Here is a 17,757-nt window from a genome sequence, read left to right as displayed (position 1 = left end):
GCCGCATCCGCGCTCAACGGGCCGTTGCGGAACGGTGGTTCGCCACTGCGTACCGTGCTGGTGGTCGCCGGGGCCGCCCTCCTGGTCAGGCGGGCGCTACGCCGACGGATCCGCCAGTCGCCGCTGTGGCCGATGCCGGCGCTGGAGCAGCCGATCTCCGGGCGGGGGCGCGAGGCGGCCCGGGCGGCGCGCGGGGGTTCGGGGCGCGCGGCGCCCTTGCGACTGCGGGTGGCCGAACGGACCGTGGCGGCCGAGGGTGTGGTGGCCCTCCGCCTGGAGGGCGAGCGGCTGCCCGACTGGGAACCGGGCGCGCACATCGACCTCGTACTGCCCTCGGGCACCGTGCGGCAGTACTCGCTGTGCGGCGAACCGGCCGACGCCGTACGGGCGGACGGCGGTTCGTACACCATCGCGGTCCGGCTGATCGAGGACGGGCGGGGCGGCTCCCGGGAGGCGCACGAGGCGCTCCGCGCGGGCATGACGGTCGAGGTGCGCGGGCCCCGCAACCGCTTCCGTCTGGAGGACCACCACGCCTATCTCTTCATCGCCGGCGGGATCGGCATCACCCCGATCCTCCCGATGGTGCGGCAGGCCGAGGCGGAGGGGGTGCCCTGGCGGCTGTTGTACGCGGGGCGGTCGCGGTCGTCCATGCCGTTCCTGGCAGAGGCCGAGAAGCTGGCCGGGGGCGGCGGGGTCGGCACCTTCGGGGGCGGTGGTGTTGATGGTGACGGTGATAACGGCAGTGGGTCGGGGGGATTTGGGGGGCGCGGACGGCTGACCGTGGTGGCGGAGGACGAGGACGGGCGGCCCGACCTGGCCGCGGCGCTCGCCGATGCGCCGCCACACGCCGCCGTGTACTGCTGCGGTCCCGAGCCCCTGATGAACGCCGTGGCCGAGCTGCTGCCCAACGGGCCGGCGGGCCTGACCCTGCACACGGAGCGGTTCGCCCCGGCGGGAAACGTGGCAGGGGGCGCTGCGGGTGGTGCGGTGGGGAGCGTGGGAGTAGCTTCCGCTTCCGGTTCAGGGGCGGAATCAGGGTCCGTCGCGGGTGACGGGGCCGTACCGGGCGAAGGTTTGCCGGGCGAGGGCTTGCCGGGCGGCGAAATGCCGGGCGAGGACGCCTCGTTCGAGGTGGAGTTGCGTCGGAGCGGTCGTACGGTGACGGTGCCGGCCGGCACCAGCGTGCTCCGGGCGATCCGCGAACAGGCCCTGCCCGACCTGCCGTACTCCTGCGAGGAGGGCTTCTGCGGCACCTGCCAACAGCGGGTCCTGGCGGGTGAGGTGGAGCACCGCGACGAGCTCCTGACGGACGCGGAGCGCGCGGACTCCCTGCTGATCTGCGTGTCCCGGGCGAAGCCGGGGGCGGGTCCGGGAGCGGGGCTGGTGCTGGATTTGTAGAGGTTGGCGTCTGCGGGCTCGGGGTGAGCCCTTAGTTGGTGTTGTCCTGGGTCGGTGTTGCCCTTGGCCGGCGCTGCCCGTGCCCCGGTGTCGCCCTTGGCTGGTGTCGTCCTTGGCCGGCGCTGCTCCTGGCCGGTGTTGCCCTTGGCCGGTGTAGTCCTGGCAAGGCACGACCCTTGCCGCAGCACGCTCTTTGCCACGGCACGGCCCTTGTTGGGGCCGGGCGTTGCTGAGCCCGGCCTTGATTTTTCCCCGCCGCCCACCCCCCTTCGGGGGGTGGGCGGGTGAGGAGCGTCGGAGGTGAGCGGGCACAGGGCAGTGGAAGAGGAGCGTCGGAGGTAAGCAGGCACAGGGCAGTGGAAGGAGGGCCGGAGGGAGCGCTGCCCCTTGGCATCGCCCCTCTGGCATCGCCCCTCTGGTGTCGCCCCGTAGCGTCGCCCGGGCGCGGCTCATGCCGTTGTCCACAGGCTCCGTTCGCGCGGTGGTGCCGTCGTAGGGCGGTCGTTAGGGTGAGCGCATGACGAACGGGGCACGCCGCAGGATGGGGGTCGAGGAGCGACGCGAGCAGTTGATCGCCGTCGCGCTCGGCCTCTTCAGCCACCGCTCCCCCGAAGACGTCTCGATCGACGAGATCGCCGAGGCGGCCGGCATATCAAGGCCGTTGGTCTACCACTACTTCCCGGGCAAGCAGCAGCTCTACGAGGCCGCCCTGCGGCGCGCCGCGGACGAGCTGACGGCGCGCTTCATCGAGCCCCACGAAGGGCCGCTCGGCGCCCGGCTGTTGCGCGTCATGGAGCGGTTCTTCGACTTCGTGGAGGAGCACGGGCCCGGCTTCTCGGCCCTGATGCGCGGCGGCCCGGCGATCGGTTCGACCCGCACGAGCGCGATGATCGACGGCGTACGCCAGGCCGCGTTCACGCAGGTCCTCGCCCATCTCGACGCCCAGGACCCCTTTCCGCGGCTGGAGTTGGTGGTCCGCTCCTGGGTCTCGCTCGCCGAGACCACGGCACTGCTGTGGCTGGACGGGCGGCGGATACCCCGCGGCGAGCTCGAACGCCAGTTGGTGCACGACTTCGCGGCGCTGGCGGCGGTCAGCGCCGCGTACGACGAGCGGATGGCGCAGGTGGTGCGCCGGATACTGGCGGACGAGCCCGCGGACGGGATGTTCGCGGATCTGGTCGGCCGGCTGTTGCAGTTGCCCCAGCCGGCCTGACGTCGTCGAGTGGGCACCGGGCGCCGGTCCGGCAGCACTGGCTGAGTTCCGGACCGACCGGACCAGCCCTCTCCTCGCACCCGATCCTGCCCCATCCAGCCCCTGCCCAACGCCGGTCCGAGCCCGCCCAGTCCCCGCCCGAAGTCGGTCCGGGCCCACCCGGTCCACCTCCAATGCCGGCCTGTCGCCTGCCTGTTCTGCGGCCCGGTGTCGGCCGGGATCCTCACCCCCGCCGGAACACCGCGACCGTACGGGGCGGGACGGTGAAGGTGCCCGTGGTGGCGTCGTAGGCCGCGGTCGCGGTGGTGCGGTCGGCGCCGTGGGCCTGAAGGGGGTGCAGGGCGTAGGGCCGGCCGGCGAGGGTCGGGACGGTTTGGGGCTGTCGTTGTGGGGTGGCGTTGAAGACGACGACGAGGTCGGCCAGGCGCATGGTGAGCACGCCGGGGGTCTCGTCGGGGCCGGAGAGGGGGAAGGAGAGGGCGGACTGTACGGCGGCTGCGGTGGCCAGGCCGAAGGCCGGTTCGGTGGCGTGGATGCGCAGCAGGTCGCGGTAGGCGGCCGAGGTCGCGGTGAGGGTGGCGCAGTCCGGACGGAGGGCCGGGTCGGCCAACAGGGGCTTGGCGTAGGGCCACTTGTCCTTGTTGTCGGCGGCCGGGGGCAGGCCGTGGCCGAAGCCGTTGTCGGCCGTGCCGCCCCGGGGGCCGTCGGTGCAACTCCAGTGCAGGGCGTTGAACCAGTCGCCACTGTTGAAGGAGTTGCGGTCGAGGGACTTGGAACGCAGGAGGTCGGAGCCCGCCTGAGAGAGCGCCGGGCCCTGTGAGAGTGCGGCGGTGGCCAGGGCGACGACCTGCATCCGTGCGCGGTCGGCGGCGGAGGTGTGCGGCGGCAGCTTGTAGGCGAGGGCGTCGTAGAGGGTCTCGTTGTCGTGGGCGTCGACGTAGGCGAGGGCGTCGCCCGGGGCGGCCGCGTAGCCGGCGGGGGCGCCGTTGTAGTCGACCTGGGAGCCCTTGACCCGGCGTCCCGTGGTGTCGGTGAAGGCGTAGTCGGCGAGGTTGCCGGTGAGGCCGACCTTGATGAGGTCCTGGTAGTGGAGGAGGCGGGCCCGTTGGGCGGCCGGGTCGTCGCCGTTCCGTCGAGCCCGGCCCTCGGCCTTCGACGCGCCCCCGGAAGCGCTCCCGGGGGAAAGGGCCGTGCCCGGTGCCGAGTTGGGGTCGGTGAACAGGCCCGAGGCGAAGCCCTGGGTGCGGGGGTCGGCGTCGAAGGGGCCACCGCCGCGGACCGCGTCACGCGCCCGGTCGCTGAAGGTGGCGATGCCGGTGCCGGCCATGTTGCGCTGGGTGGCCTGGACGAAGCGGGCGTCGTCGGCGACCTCGCCGAAGTTCCACCCCTCGCCGTAGAGGATCACGGACTTGCCGTCGATGCCGTCCCGGGCCGGGGTGAGGGCGTCCAACGCCCTGCGGACGGCGAGGATGTTGGCCTTGGGGTGGTGGCCCATGAGGTCGAAACGGAAGCCGTCGACCTTGTACTGCTTGGCCCAGGTGACCACGGAGTCGACGACCAGCTTGCCCATCATGGTGTGCTCGGGCGCCGTGCCCGAACAGCAGGTGGAGGTGGCGACGCTGCCGTCGTCGAGCAGCCGGTGGTAGTAGCCGGGGACGATGCGGTCGAGGACGGAGTGCGGGTCGTCCTGCCCGCTGGCGGCGGTGTGGTTGTAGACGACGTCCATGACGGTGCGCAGGCCGATGCCGTTGAGGCCCTGCACCATGCGACGGAACTCGACGTTCCGGGCCGTCCCGGAGGGGTCGGAGGCGTAGGACCCTTCCGGGACGGTGTAGTGCAGCGGGTCGTAGCCCCAGTTGTAGCCGTCCCGGTCGGCGGTCTTCGCCACGCACTCCTGTTGGCGGGCGGAGTCGGGGGGCAGGGCGGGCAGGTCGCAGTCCGGGCTCCGCTGGTCGGCGCGGCGTTCGGGGACGGAGCCGAAGTCGAAGGCCGGCAGCAGGTGGACGTGGGTGGTGCCGGCCTCGGCCAGGGCCTTCAAATGCCGCATGCCGGCGGAGCCGGTGTCGGTGAACGCGAGGTACTGGCCAGGGTGGTGGGAGGTGCGGTCCGCGATGGAGAAGTCACGGATGTGCAGCTCCTGTATCCGGGCCCGGCGCAACTGCACGGGGGCGGGCTTGCGCAGCGTCGCCCAACCCTTAGGGGCCAATCTCGGGTCGGCCAGGTCGACGACGAGGCTGCGGGCGGAATCGGTGGTCAGTGCGGTGGCATACGGGTCGGTGACGGCGTTGGTGGCGATCCGGGCGGCGCCCGGCGCCCAGACGGTGACCAGGTAGCGGTACGGCTTACCGGTCCAGTCCCGGCCGCCCCGTACGCTCCACACCCCGGTGGCATCGTCCCGGCGCATCGGAACCCGGCGGCCGGCCAGGTCGAGCGCGACGGTGCGGGCGGTCGGTGCCCAGACGGAGAGGGTGGGGCGGCCGGCGCGGAACACCGGCCCCAGGGCGGCGTGTTGGGCGCGGGCGCCGTAGAGGTCGTCGAGGACGCCGGGGATCTGCACCCCGGTGGTGTGCCGCCCGCCGGTGGTGTCCTGGGTGGCGATCAGTCGCTCCCGTAGGGCGGTGGGGGCCAGGGCGCGGTCGCGGGGGTCGACGGTGAAGGCCGGGTAGCCGGTGAGGTGCGGGTAGGCGGCGCGTTCGGCGGGGGTGAGGGTGCCGGGGGCGAGCCGGAGGCGGCCCGTATGGCGCGCGTCCTCGCCGAACTCCAGTTGGGCGAGGACGCGTTGAGCGCCCTTCCAGACCACGGTGGTGCGGTCGATCCACTGGGCTTCGGCCTTGGCGGGGGTGCCGGAGGGGGCCGCCTGGGCGCGGGGCTGCGTCGGCAGGGCCAGCGCGGCGGCGCCGGCGCACAGGGCGAGGAGGACGGCGAGCCGGCGGCGGGCGGGGTGCGCGGTGGAGGGCATGGCCCCTGGTTCTAGCCGCGATGACCGGTCGCTGCAAGACCTTTCGCAAGAGATTGCAACGGTGTTACGTTCCCTGGCGAGCCGGTCCGGTCGGCCGGAGGCCCACCCGTGGTGGGTCCTACGCGCCCGGCCGGCCGGACCGGCCACCAACTGAGGCCCGCACAGGGCGGGATGACCGGATGGCCGGATGACGGGAGAGCCGGAGGTCAGGTCGCCACCGGCCCGGTGGAGCCGCGCACCACCAGCTCGGGCTGGAAGACGAACTCGGTGCGCTGGACGGGGTTTCCCTGGATCTCCTCGACCAGCGCGCCCACCGCGGCGGTCGCCATCGCCTGCACCGGTTGCCGCACCGTGGTCAACGGCGGGGCGGTGAAGGCGATAAGCGGGGAGTCGTCGTAGCCGACGACGGAGAGCCGGCCGGGGACGTCGAGGCCCCGCTGGCGGGCCGCGCGCACCGCGCCCAACGCCATCAGGTCGCTGCCGCAGACGATGCCGGTACAGCCGTCGGCCAACAGGGCCGAGGCCGCGGCGTGGCCACCCTCGACGCCGAACAGGGTGTGCCGGACGAGCCGTTCGACCCGCCGCCTCGGAAGGCCGAACGCCTCCCCCAAGGCGGCCGCGAAGCCCTCCGCCTTGCGGCGGGAGGGCACATAGCGGGCCGGGCCGACCGCCAACCCGATGCGCTCGTGGCCGAGTTCGACGAGGTGACGCACGGCCATCCGGGCCGCGGCGCGGTCGTCGGGCGAGACACAGGGGGCGTCGACCCGCTCGTTGTAGCCGTTGATCAGGACGTAGGGCACGCCCCGGGACGTGAGCCGGGTGTAACGGGAGGGGTCGGCGGCGGTGTCGGCGTGCAGGCCGGAGAGGAAGACGATGCCGGTGACCCCGCGCTCCTCCAACTGCTCGACGAGCTCGTCCTCGGTGGCACCGCCCGGCATCTGGGTGCACAGCACCGGCGTGTAGCCGTGGCCGGCCAGGCACTGCTCGATGATCTGGGCGAAGGCCGGGAAGATCGGATTGGTCAACTCCGGGATGACCAGGCCGACCAGGCCGGCGCTCCGCCGGAGCAGCCGGACCGGCCGTTCGTAGCCGAGGACGTCGAGCACGGCGAGCACCCGCTGCCGGGTCCCCGCCGCCACGCCCGCGCGGCCGTTGAGGACGCGGCTGGCGGTCGCCTCGCTGACCCCCGCCTGGGCGGCGATGTCGGAGAGTCGCGGGGCGGTTCGGGGGGCCGGTCGGGTCACTCCTCCCACCAGATCGTGATGTCGCCCGGAATTTCACGAAGTTCAGAAACTTCGGGATTTCCGGGAACCCCCAAGTCACGGGGGACGTTGGACGGTTGACGGGTCGATGAGCCGGACGAACCGAGCAGCCCGGACGAACTGGGCAAGTCGGACGAACCGAGCGAGTCGGAGACACCGGTCGAGTCGGAGAGAAGAGAGGAGACGGGGGATGACGAGGACGAGCGGGACGAGCGGAGCGAGGAGCCCGAGGGGGACGCAGGAGACGAGGCCGATGCCGGCGCCGCATCCGTATCCGCATCCGCATCCGCATCCACATCCGGGGCGAACGGCGCCTGTGACGAGAGCAGTTGACGAACGGGGGGCAGGGGCAGCCGGACGGCCTCCGTCGTGGTGTTCACCGTGCAGATCAGTCCGCCGGTGCGACGGAAGGCCAGCACACCATCCGGGGCGGGCAACCACTCGATCGCCTCCCCCGCGCCGAGGCCGGGGTGGGCGCGGCGCAGGGCCAGCGCGCTGCGGTACAGCTCCAGGGTGGAGGCCGGGTCGCCGGTCTGGGCCTCGACGGTGAGCGCGGCCCAGTCGTCGGGCTGGGGCAGCCAGACCTCGCCGGCGCCGAAGTCGTACGGGGGCCGGGTGCCGCTCCAGGGAAGCGGCACGCGACAGCCGTCGCGGAGGCCGTCCTGCCCGTTGGCGCGGAAGAAGGACGGGTCCTGGCGAGCCTCGTCGGGGAGGTCGATGACCTCCGACAGTCCCAACTCCTCACCCTGGTACAGGTAGGCCGAGCCCGGCAGCGCCAGCATCAGCAGGGTGGCGGCGCGGGCGCGGTCCAGGCCGCCGCCGAGGCGGGTGCGGTGGCGCACGACGTCGTGGTTGGACAGGACCCAGGTGGCCGGTGCGCCGACGGCGCGCAGGGCGGTGAGGGAGGTGTCGATGGCGGCGCGCAGATCGCCGGCGTCCCAAGCAGTGTTCAGGTAGTGGAAGTTGAAGCCCTGGTGCAGCTCGTCCGGGCGGACGTAGAGCGCCAGCCGCTCGACGGAGGGGGCCCAGGCTTCGGCGACGCCGATCCGCTGCCCGGGGTACTCGTCGAGGATCGCGCGCCAGGAGCGGTAGATGGCGTGCACGCCGTCCTGATCGAAGAAGGGGAGGATCTGTGAGCCGATGAGACGGGCCTGTTCGCCGCGGCCGATGTCGGGCAGGCCGGGCGCCTTGACCATGCCGTGGGCGACGTCGACGCGGAAGCCGTCCACGCCCAGGTCGAGCCAGAAACGGAGGATGGAGCGGAACTCGTCCTGGACGGCGGGGTGGTCCCAGTTGAGGTCCGGCTGTTCGGGGGCGAAGAGGTGGAGGTACCACTCGCCGTCGGGGAGGCGGGTCCAGGCAGGGCCGCCGAAGAGGGACTCCCAGTCGTTGGGCGGGAGTTCGCCGTCGCGACCGCGGCCCGGGTGGAAGTGGAAGCGTGCGCGGTGGACCGAACCGGGGCCCTCGGCGCGGGCGCGGCGGAACCACGGGTGCTGGTCGGAGCAGTGATTGGGGACGATGTCGATGATGACGCGAAGACCGAGGCGGTGGGCCTCGTTGAGGACGGCCTCGGCGTCGGCCAGGGTGCCGAAGAGCGGGTCGATGGCCCGGTAGTCGGCGACGTCGTAGCCGGCGTCGGCCTGCGGGGAGGCGTAGAAGGGGCTCAACCAGACCGCGTCCACGCCCAGCTCGCGCAGGTGGCTGAGCCGGCTGCGGATGCCGGGCAGGTCGCCCATGCCGTCGCCGTTGCCGTCGGCGAAGCTGCGTGGGTAGATCTGGTAGATCACCGCGTCACGCCACCAGTCGGTGGCCGACGGGACCGTTGACGTCGGCGAAGTCGGCAAAGTCGGCGAGACCAGTGGAGCCGATGAAGCCGACGGATTCGACGGAATCGCCGGAATCGACCGCGAAGTGGCGCTGGCGACAGGGGGGTTGGTGCCCGGCTCCGGGTGCCCGGCGGGGGCGGTGTCGGGTGGGGCGATGTGCTGTCGGGTCATGTCATCCCTTGGTGGTGCCGGCGGTCAGTCCGGAGACGAGGTGACGTTGGGCGAAGGCGAAGACCAGCGCGGCCGGTACGGCGATGAGCACGGCGGCGGCGGTCATCGAACCCCAGTCGTTGGTGTACTGGTTGACGAAGGTCTGCAGCCCGCCGGCGAGGGTGAGGTTCTCCTCGCCGGTCATGAAGGCGGAGGCGTAGGCGACCTCGGCCCAGGCCGTGACGAAGGTGTAGAAGCCGGTGACGGCGAGGCCGGGACGGGCGAGCGGGAGGACCAACCGCCAGAAGGTGCCGAAGGGGTTGAGGCCGTCGACCCGGCCCGCCTCGTCGATCTCCATCGGGATGGTGTCGAAGAAGCCCTTCATCATCCAGGCGCAGAACGGCACGGCGATGGTGAGGTAGGTGAGGACGAGCCCGGCCGGCTGGTTGAGCAGGCCGAGCGAGGCGAGCAGGTTGTAGAGCGGGACGATCAGCACGGCGACCGGGAACATCTGGGTGATCAGCAGCAGCCACATCAGCGGGCGCATGCCGGGGAAGCGGAAGCGACTGACGGCGTAGCCGGTGGTGGCGGCGATGAACACCCCGAGGACGGTGGTCAGTCCGACGACGACCACGGAGTTGCCGAACCAGGTGAGGAAGGAGGTGCCGGTCAGGACGTGGGTGTAGTTGGCGAGCGTGAAGTGGGAGACGAGTCCGGTGGTGAAGGCGTCGTTGGTGGGTTTGAAGGAGGTGATCAGCAGCCACAGCGGCGGGAAGACCGCGACGACGGTCGCCAACAACAGGGCCAGATGCAGCCCGACGGAGGCCAACGGATGCCGCTCGGAACGAGAACGAGGGCGAGAACGAGGGCGAGGGTGGGAGCGAGTACGAGAGCCAGGACGAGAATCGGGACGTGCCACGTTCACCACACCTCTCCCTGTTTGCGCAGCGTTCGTCGGTAGCCGACGGCGACGAGGGCGAGGAGAGCGAGGATGACCACGCCCCAGGTGGCGGAGGCGGAGAAGTTGCGGGGGCTGTCGACGAAGGAGAGCCGGTAGGCGTAGGTCACCAGGATCTCGGTGGCGTCGCCGGGTCCGCCCCTGGTGAGCAGGAAGATCACCGGGAACATGTTGAACGTCCAGATGGTGGAGAGGAGGAGCACCGTGCTGCTCACCGCGCGCAGGCCGGGCGCGGTGATGTGGCGGAAGCGCTGCCAGGCGCCGGCGCCGTCCATCTCGGCGGCCTCGTAGAGCTCGCCGGGGATCGACTGGAGCCCGCCGAGGAGGGCGACGAGCATGAAGGGCACGCCCAGCCAGACGTTGACCGCGATCACCGAGAGCTTGGCCCAGGTCGGGTCGTTGAGCCAGGGCACTCCGTCGATGCCGCCGCCGGCCAGCACCTTGTTGAGCAGACCGTTCTTCTCGTTGTAGAGCATCCGCCAGGTGAAGACGGAGACGAAGGCGGGGATGGCCCAGGGCAGGATCAGCGCCAGACGGTAGACGGTGCGGCCGCGCAGCCGGCGGTTGAGCAGGGTGGCCAGCGCCAGGCCGATCAGGAAGGTGAGCACGACGCAGGCGAGGGTCCAGGTCACGGTCCAACCCAGCCGGCCCCAGAAGACGCCGTCGGTCAGCACCGCGCGGTAGTTGGCCAGGCCGGTGAAGTGATAGGTGGCGGGGAGGTGGTTCATGCCGATCGAGCGCTCGACGTTGGCCTCGTTGGCATCGGTCAGGGAGAGGTACAGGCCGCGGACGAGGGGGATCCCGATGATGACGCCGACGACGAGGACGACCGGGGCGGCCATCGTCCAGGCGTACCAGTGGGTGGCGAGCGCCCGGCGGAGGCGGGCGGGGAGCGTCAGGTCGGCCGTCACCTGTAGTCCTTGAGCAGCTTCCGGTAGGCGTCCCCGACGGACGTGGCGGCCTGCTCCGGCGTGGCGGCGCCGGTGAGGACCTTGTTCATCTGGACCTTGAGCGGCTCGAAGAGAGAGTTGCCCTCGGCTATCCAGGGGCGCTGGACGGCGCCGTCGACGGCGGGCTTGAAGAAGGCGACCATCTCGTTGTGCTGGACGGACGGGGCGTTGTAGACGGACTTGCGGGTGGGCAGCAGGCTGAGCCGCTCGGTGGTCTGTTGCTGGACCTTGGCGGAGCTCATGTACTTCACGAAGGCGTAGGCGGCGTTGAGGTTCTTGCTGCCGGCGTAGACGGAGAGGTCCCAACCGCCCTGCGGGGAGCCCTTGGCGGTGGATCCGCCGGGGACGGGGGCGACGCCGAGGTTGCGCTGGTCGGCGAACGCCTTGCCGGCGCGGGCGCCCTCGATGTCCCAGGGGCCGTCGATCGCCATCGCGACGGTGCCGTCCTTGAGGGCCTTGAGCTGGTTCTCCTGGCCGTCGGTGGCGTCGGTGACGGCGGCCTTGGAGTCCACGAGTTGCTTGAGGGTGCGGAAGGCGCGGACCCCGGTGGCGTTGTCGATGGTGATCTTCTTGTGTGCCGCGTCGACCATGTCGCCGCCCTCGCCGTAGAGGTAGGGCAGGAACCAGTAGGGGTCGTCGCCGCGCAGGTAGAGGGCGGTGGCGCCGGTCTTCGCCTTGATCTTCGCTGCCGCGGCGCCGAGTTCGGCGAAGGTCTGGGGAACGGGGACGCCGGCGTCGGCCAGCAGCTTCTTGTTGTAGAAGAGCGCGAGGGTGTCGATCACCTGGGGCGCGGCGTAGGTGCGGCCGTCGAACTTGGTGGAGCCGACGGCCTGGGGGAGGTAGTCGGCGGTGTCGGCCAGGGCCGGGGTGCCGTCAAGCGGGGCGAGGTAGCCGAGGTTGGCGAAGTCGGCGACCCAGGCGACGTCGGTGCGCATCACGTCGGGGGCGCCGGCGCCGCCGCCCGCGGCGTTCTTGAACTTGGCGTTGGCGTCGCCGAACGGGACGTTCACATAGGCGACGTGGACCTTGGGGTGCTCCTTCTGGAAACCCTCGGCCAGTTTCCGGTAGGTGGCCTTCTCGGCGTCGTTGGAGGTGTCCCAGAAGGTCACGGTTCCGGCCAGTTCACCGCCGGTCGTGCCGCCGCCGTCACCCCCGCCCCCACATCCCGTCGCCGCCAGTGCCAGGCCCGTCACCAGCGCGGTGGCGAGCGCGCCACGTATGCCACACCGCATCTGAACTCCTTAGGGGAAAGCCTCGGTTGGCGGTCTGGAACGTAACAGCGCCGCAAACAATCCGAAAGATGTTGCGAGAGTTTTCTGCAAGAATTCCGGAAGCCGCTGCGGCACCATGGCTGGAACCGGACGCCCCGGGGCTCGCGCGCACCGTCACCCGCCGCCTGCCCGCGCGTTGACTTCCGTGGAAGCACCTTCGCCTCATGACCTGACAGGGACGGCAGATGACCCAGGAGCTCACTTCCCCCAGCCCCGCCCCCCAGGCCGCCGGACCCGACGGAGCCCGGGGGTGGTGGCGCGACGCCGTCATCTACCAGGTCTACGTCCGCTCCTTCGCCGACAGCGACGGCGACGGCATCGGCGATCTGCGCGGGGTGCGCGACCGGCTCCCGCACCTCAAGGAGCTGGGCGTGGACGCCGTCTGGCTCACCCCGTTCTACGCCTCGCCGCAGGCCGACGGCGGCTACGACGTCGCCGACTACCGCGCCGTCGACCCGCTGTTCGGCACCCTCGCCGACGCCGGCGACCTCATCCGCACCGCCCACGACCTGGGCCTGCGGGTGATCGTCGACGTGGTTCCCAACCACACCTCCGACCGGCACCCGTGGTTCCAGGACCCCGAACTCGCCCGGCAGCGCTATGTCTTCCGCCCCGGCAAGGGCGCGCACGGCGAACTCCCGCCCAACGACTGGGAGTCCGTCTTCGGCGGCCCGGCCTGGACCCGCACCGACCGCGGCGACTGGTACCTGCACCTCTTCGCCCCGGAACAGCCCGACCTGGACTGGGAACGGCCCGAGGTCCACGAGGAGTTCGCCGCCATCCTGCGCTTCTGGCTGGAGCTGGGCGTCGACGGCTTCCGCGTCGACGTGGCGCACGGCATGATCAAGGCGCCCGGTCTGCCCGACATCGGCCACGGCGAACAGGCCCGCCTCATCGGCTCCCAGGTCCTCCCCTTCTTCGACCAGGACGGCGTGCACGCCATCCACCGCACCTGGCGCCGACTCCTGGACGAGCACACCGGGAGCAGCGGTCGGGAGGTGATCGGGGTCGCCGAGGCATGGGCGCCCAGCGTCGAGCGGCTGGCCCTCTACGTCCGCCCGGACGAGCTCCACCAGGCGTTCAACTTCCAGTTCCTGAACACCCCGTGGGAGGTCGCGGCGCTGCGCGAGGTCATCGACTCCTCGCTGGCCGCCACCGTCGCCGTCGGCGCGCCCACCACCTGGGTGCTCTCCAACCACGACGTCGTCCGGCACACCACCCGCCTCGGCGGCCTCGCCCGGGCCCGCGCCGCCACCCTGCTGATGCTGGCGCTGCCCGGCTCCGCCTACCTCTACCAGGGCGAGGAGTTGGGGCTGCCGGAGGTCGTCGACCTGCCGGCCGAGGCGCGCCAGGACCCGGCGTTCTTCCGCGGCCGGCTCGGCGTCGACGGGTCGGAGGCGGTCGGCGCCTCCGGCACCAGCGGCCAGGACGGGTTCCGGGACGGCTGCCGGGTGCCGCTCCCCTGGTCCGGCGAGCTGCCGCCGTACGGCTTCGGGCCCGGCGGGAGTTGGCTGCCGCAGCCGGCCGACTGGGGCCGGCTGAGCGTGGCGGCGCAGACCGGCGACCCGGCCTCCACGTTGGAGCTCTACCGCAGCGCGCTGGCGCTGCGCCGCCGGCTGCCGGGGCTGGGCGACGGGGAGATGGCCTGGCAGCCCGCCCCCGCAGGGGTGTTGGCGCTCCGCCGCCCCGGGATGCTGTGCGCCGTCAACACCCTCGACCGCGACGTGGAGGTGCCGGTGCCCGGTGAACTCCTGCTCGCCAGCGCGCCGGTGGCGGCCGACGGCGGCTCGGCGGTGCTGCCGGGGGACAGCTGTACCTGGTGGGCAATCTGAGATGCGCCCGGTACAGTCCAGTGCCATGACCGCCCGGCTGGCCGATATCGCAGCACAGGCGGGTGTCAGCGAGGCCACCGTCAGCCGGGTTCTCAACGGGAAGCCCGGCGTCTCCGCCACCACCCGCCAGTCGGTGCTGGCCGCCCTCGACGTGCTGGGCTACGAGCGGCCGGTGCGGCTGCGGCGGCGCAGCGCGGGCCTGGTCGGGCTGATCACCCCGGAGCTGGAGAACCCGATCTTCCCGGCCTTCGCCCAGGTCATCGGGCAGGCGCTGACCCGGCAGGGATACACCCCGGTGCTGGCCACCCAGACCCCCGGCGGCTCCACCGAGGACGAGCTGACCGAGATGCTGGTGGACCGCGGGGTGGCCGGCATCATCTTCGTCTCCGGGCTGCACGCCGACACCGACGCCGACATGGCGCGCTATGCGCGGCTGCGCGGCCAGGGCGTGCCGTTCGTCCTCATCAACGGCTTCTCCGACCAGGTGCAGGCGCCCTTCGTCTCCCCCGACGACCGGACCGCGGTGGAGCTTGCGGTGACCCACCTCACCGCGCTGGGGCACCGGCGGATCGGGCTGGCGCTCGGACCGAAGCGGTTCGTGCCGGTCCAGCGGAAGATCGACGGTTTCCTGGCCTGCGTCGAGGAGCAGCTCGGCCTGGACCGGGCCGCGGCGGAGCCGTTCATCCAGCACTCCCTCTTCACCCTGGAGGGCGGCCAGGCCGCGGCGGGCACGCTGATCGAGCGCGGGGTGACGGCGATCGTCTGCGCCAGCGACATGATGGCGCTGGGGGCGGTCCGGGCGGCCCGGCAGCGCGGGCTGGACGTGCCGCGGGAGATGTCCGTGGTGGGCTTCGACGACTCCCCGCTGATCGCCTTCACCGATCCGCCGTTGACGACGATCCGGCAGCCGGTGCCGGCCATGGGGCAGGCGGCGGTGCGGGCGCTGCTGGAGGAGATCGGGGGCACCCCGGCGCCGCACACCGAGTTCGTCTTCCATCCCGAGCTGGTGGTCCGGGGCTCGACGGCGTCGGCGCCGAAGGCGGCACCCGAGGCGAAGCCGGCGCCGGGGGCGGCGAAGGTGCCCCGCCCTGCGCGGGCCTCCCGGTAGGAGCGGGCCCCGCGGACGCACGGCGTTGTCCCCCGGGCATCCCCTAGGGGACGACCCCTCCTCCTGAGGTGCGATACGGGGTGTTGCTGACCCCACCAGAGGCTGATCGGCCACAGATCCCTTTCTGGCAGACTGTCTGCCTATGGGTGAAGCGCACGTGAGGACTCTGGACGACCTGTCAGCCGCCCCGCCGACCAGCGGGGAGCGGGCGGATCGTCCGGCGGAGAAGGGCCGGCTGGCCCGGTTCAGAACCCCGCGCTCGCCCCGGCTCTGGTTCGAGATCCTCCTGATCGCGGTGAGCTACTGGGTCTACTCGATGATCCGCAACGCGGTCCCGGAGCAGAAGGCGCAGGCGCTGCGGAACGCCGACTGGATCTGGCGGGCCGAGCACACCCTGGGCATCGCCGTCGAGCACACCGTCAACCACGCCGTGAATTCGGTCACCTGGCTGATCGTGTCGATGAACTACTACTACGCGACGCTGCACTTCATCATGACGATCGGGGTGCTGGTGTGGCTCTACCGCTGGCATCCCGGGCGGTACGCGGCGGCCCGGCTGGCGCTCTTCGCGACCACCGGCGTCGCGCTGATCGGTTACTACTTCTACCCGTTGGCGCCGCCCCGGCTGATGCCGGACGGTGGCTTCGTGGACACCGTCATCGAGCACGGCACCTGGGGCTCGATGGCGTCCGGGAACCTCGCGTCGATGTCCAACCAGTACGCCGCGATGCCGTCGATGCACATCGGCTGGTCGCTGTGGTGCGGCCTGACCATCGCGCTGCTGGCGAAGCCGGTGTGGGCCAAGGCGCTGGGCCTGCTGTACCCGGCCACGACGCTGACGGTGATCGTCTCCACCGCCAACCACTTCTGGCTGGACGCCTTGGGCGGGGTGCTGTGCCTGGCGTTCGGCTATGCGCTGGCGTACGCGTGGTACGGGCGGCTGCCGCACCGGCTGGCGCGGTACACGGGGACGGCGGGAGTGAAGGTGCCGAGTCCGCTCAAGGCGTGAGCGGTGCGCGGGGGGTGACCCGCGCGCACCGGGCGGCGGCGGGCCGCGGGCGTTCCCGATTCCGGGCGCCCGCGGCCCGCCGTCGTCGGTGGGCGGACCGGTGGGCGGGCATCGGCCGCCGCGCGGTCCGATCGCCCGTGGTCAGAGCGTGGCGCGGTGGGTGAGGTGCCCGCCGGTGACGGTCAGGCGGACGGGGGCGGTGGCCACCTCGTCGGCGGGGGCGGTGACCGGGTCGACGGCGAGCGCGGTCAGATCGGCGCGGAAGCCGGGCGCGATCCGGCCGGCCTCGGCCTCCTCGCCGGCGGCGAGCGCGGCGTGTGCGGTCAGGCCCTCCAGCGCCTGCAGTCCGGTCAGCGCCTGGCCGGGGGTGACCGGCGCGACCTCGGGACAGCCGGCGGGGCGCCGCAGCCGGGCGGTGGCCAGCACCTGGCGGGGGTCGTGGTGGGCGATCGGCCAGTCGGAGCCGAGGACCAGGACGGCGCCGGCGTCCCGCAGGTCGCGGCAGCGCCAGGCGCGTCCGGCCCGCTCGGCGCCGACCCGTCGGGACCAGGCGTCGGTGTGGTCGGCGCGGGTGTAGTGGGTGTGAGTGGGCTGCATGGAGGCGGCCACGCCGAGCCGGGCGAAGCGCGGCAGTTGGGCGTCGGGAACGGTCTCGATGTGCTCGATGCGGTGGCGGTGCCGGGCGCCGGGCCGGGGGTCGCCGAGCAGTTCCACGGTGTCCAGGACGTGGCGGACCGCGGCGTCGCCGATGGCGTGGGTGGCGGTGCGCACCCCGGCCCGGTCGAGGTGGTGGACGGCGTGGGTGTAGGCGGCGGGGTCGGGCCAGAACGCGTCGGTGCCCTGGCCGTGGCAGTCGGGCCGCTCCAGCCAGGCGGTGCCGCCCTCGACCGTGCCGTCCATGAAGAACTTCACCCCGCCGATCCGCCAGTGCCGGCCGGCCCGGCGCTGGAGCGCGACCAGGTGGTCCAGGCCGTCGGCGTCGATGCCGGGCATGCACCAGGGGGCGAGCCGCAGCCGGACCGGGAGGTGGCCGTCCGCCTCGATGCCGGCGAGGAGCTCCGGCGCGTCCGCGTCCTCCATGTCCATGACGTGGGCGCCGGTGAGGCCGGCCGCGGCCATCTCCCGTAGCAGGCCCAGCAGTCGGAGCCGGCGGTGGGCGGACGAGGGTCGCGGCATGGCGGGCAGCACCAGGTTCATCGCGGCGTGCTCGACGAGGTGCCCGGTGGGACGTCCGACGTCGTCGCAGACCACGCTGGCGCGCTGGGCGAAGTCCCGCGGCCCGGTGATCCCGGCGGCCTTCAGCGCCCGGCCGCTGGCCAGCGCCGAGTGGCCGTCGTAGAGACGGAGGAAGGCGGGGGCGCCGCCGAGCGCGTCCTCGATCAGGTCGCGGTGGATGGGGCGGTCGCCGAAGGCGTTGTGGTCCAGGCCCCAGCCGGTGAGCCAGCCGCCCCGGGGCACTTCCCGTACCGCGGCGGCGAGTTCGGCGCGCAGTCCGGCGAGGTCACGGACGGCGGTCAGGTCGAGTCCGGTGGCCATCTCGACGCCCCACAGAGGGTGGCTGTGGCCGTCGGTGAGGCCGGGGACGAGGGTGGCGCCGGCCAGGTCGATGACCTCGGTGGCGGCGCCGCGCCAGTGCCGTACGTCCGCCGCGTCGCCGACCGCGGCGATCCGCCCGTCCTTGAGGGCGACGGCCCCGGCCCGGGGGCGGTCCGGGTCCAGGGTGCGGACCCGGGCGCCGACCAGGATGGTGTCGGCGGCGGCGAGCGGGACGCGGGACGGGCTGGGCGGCACGGTAACTCCTCGGTGTGGGGCGGGCGTTGG

Annotated in this window: 10 protein-coding genes and 2 pseudogenes; 5 read left to right on the top strand and 7 right to left on the bottom strand. The window is 72.6% G+C overall.

The features are described 5' to 3' along the window. The first annotated feature begins 45 nt into the window (after positions 1-45). A complete protein-coding gene (locus PV796_RS27230; protein ID WP_274919262.1) occupies positions 46-1,398 on the top strand; it encodes a PDR/VanB family oxidoreductase in 1,353 nt (450 codons plus the stop codon). A 517-nt stretch (positions 1,399-1,915) separates the two neighbouring features. Further along, a complete protein-coding gene (locus PV796_RS27225) occupies positions 1,916-2,611 on the top strand; it encodes a TetR/AcrR family transcriptional regulator (protein WP_274916026.1) in 696 nt (231 codons plus the stop codon). Between the two features lie 223 nt (positions 2,612-2,834). Here the strand turns inward: PV796_RS27225 and pulA are convergent. From pulA to PV796_RS27195, 6 genes and pseudogenes are all read right to left on the bottom strand, one after another. Beyond that, positions 2,835-5,519, bottom strand: a pseudogene (pulA, locus tag PV796_RS27220) (pullulanase-type alpha-1,6-glucosidase); the annotation flags it as partial. A 257-nt stretch (positions 5,520-5,776) separates the two neighbouring features. Then, positions 5,777-6,823: a LacI family DNA-binding transcriptional regulator gene (locus PV796_RS27215; RefSeq protein ID WP_274916024.1), complete on the bottom strand. Its 1,047-nt coding sequence runs from the start codon at positions 6,821-6,823 to the stop codon at positions 5,777-5,779. 299 nt (positions 6,824-7,122) lie between these two features. Next, positions 7,123-8,829, bottom strand: a pseudogene (locus PV796_RS27210) (alpha-amylase family glycosyl hydrolase); the annotation flags it as partial. Between the two features lies 1 nt (position 8,830). Then, complete coding sequence (locus tag PV796_RS27205; RefSeq protein WP_274916023.1) at positions 8,831-9,637, bottom strand: sugar ABC transporter permease; 807 nt, start codon at positions 9,635-9,637, stop codon at positions 8,831-8,833. A 92-nt stretch (positions 9,638-9,729) separates the two neighbouring features. After that, on the bottom strand, positions 9,730-10,608 hold the full coding sequence (locus PV796_RS27200; protein WP_274919258.1) for a carbohydrate ABC transporter permease: 879 nt from the start codon (positions 10,606-10,608) through the stop codon (positions 9,730-9,732). A gap of 65 nt (positions 10,609-10,673) precedes the next feature. Then, the gene (locus tag PV796_RS27195) at positions 10,674-11,948 is read right to left on the bottom strand and encodes an extracellular solute-binding protein (protein WP_274916022.1); all 1,275 of its coding nucleotides are present in this window, start codon (positions 11,946-11,948) and stop codon (positions 10,674-10,676) included. Positions 11,949-12,172: 224 nt separating this feature from the next. Between PV796_RS27195 and PV796_RS27190 the strand changes: the two genes are divergently transcribed. The 3 genes from PV796_RS27190 to PV796_RS27180 all read left to right on the top strand — a co-directional run bounded on the left by PV796_RS27190 (position 12,173) and on the right by PV796_RS27180 (position 15,936). Beyond that, positions 12,173-13,819 carry a glycoside hydrolase family 13 protein gene (locus PV796_RS27190; RefSeq protein ID WP_274916021.1) on the top strand — a complete coding sequence of 549 codons (1,647 nt, stop codon included), beginning with the start codon at positions 12,173-12,175 and terminating at the stop codon, positions 13,817-13,819. A gap of 25 nt (positions 13,820-13,844) precedes the next feature. Continuing rightward, positions 13,845-14,927, top strand: coding sequence for a LacI family DNA-binding transcriptional regulator (locus PV796_RS27185; RefSeq protein ID WP_274916020.1), 1,083 nt, complete (start codon positions 13,845-13,847; stop codon positions 14,925-14,927). A gap of 142 nt (positions 14,928-15,069) precedes the next feature. Further along, positions 15,070-15,936 carry a phosphatase PAP2 family protein gene (locus tag PV796_RS27180; RefSeq protein ID WP_274916019.1) on the top strand — a complete coding sequence of 289 codons (867 nt, stop codon included), beginning with the start codon at positions 15,070-15,072 and terminating at the stop codon, positions 15,934-15,936. Positions 15,937-16,077: 141 nt separating this feature from the next. On the opposite strand, the gene PV796_RS27175 is transcribed toward PV796_RS27180, so the two are convergent. Then, positions 16,078-17,727: an amidohydrolase gene (locus tag PV796_RS27175; RefSeq protein ID WP_274916018.1), complete on the bottom strand. Its 1,650-nt coding sequence runs from the start codon at positions 17,725-17,727 to the stop codon at positions 16,078-16,080. Positions 17,728-17,757 lie beyond the last annotated feature (30 nt).

Origin of the sequence: Streptomyces sp. WZ-12, from assembly GCF_028898845.1 — a bacterium.
Taxonomy (GTDB): domain Bacteria; phylum Actinomycetota; class Actinomycetes; order Streptomycetales; family Streptomycetaceae; genus Streptomyces.
This window is presented reverse-complemented; position numbering and strand designations above follow the sequence as displayed.

What these genes read in the sequence shown, in the direction of transcription:
- PV796_RS27225 (WP_274916026.1), top strand. Translation starts at nt 1,916, where the DNA reads ATGACGAACGGGGCACGCCGCAGGATGGGGGTCGAGGAGCGACGCGAG.
- PV796_RS27200 (WP_274919258.1), bottom strand. Translation starts at nt 10,608, where the DNA reads ATGGCCGCCCCGGTCGTCCTCGTCGTCGGCGTCATCATCGGGATCCCC.
- PV796_RS27195 (WP_274916022.1), bottom strand. Translation starts at nt 11,948, where the DNA reads ATGCGGTGTGGCATACGTGGCGCGCTCGCCACCGCGCTGGTGACGGGC.
- PV796_RS27190 (WP_274916021.1), top strand. Translation starts at nt 12,173, where the DNA reads ATGACCCAGGAGCTCACTTCCCCCAGCCCCGCCCCCCAGGCCGCCGGA.
- PV796_RS27185 (WP_274916020.1), top strand. Translation starts at nt 13,845, where the DNA reads ATGACCGCCCGGCTGGCCGATATCGCAGCACAGGCGGGTGTCAGCGAG.
- PV796_RS27180 (WP_274916019.1), top strand. Translation starts at nt 15,070, where the DNA reads ATGGGTGAAGCGCACGTGAGGACTCTGGACGACCTGTCAGCCGCCCCG.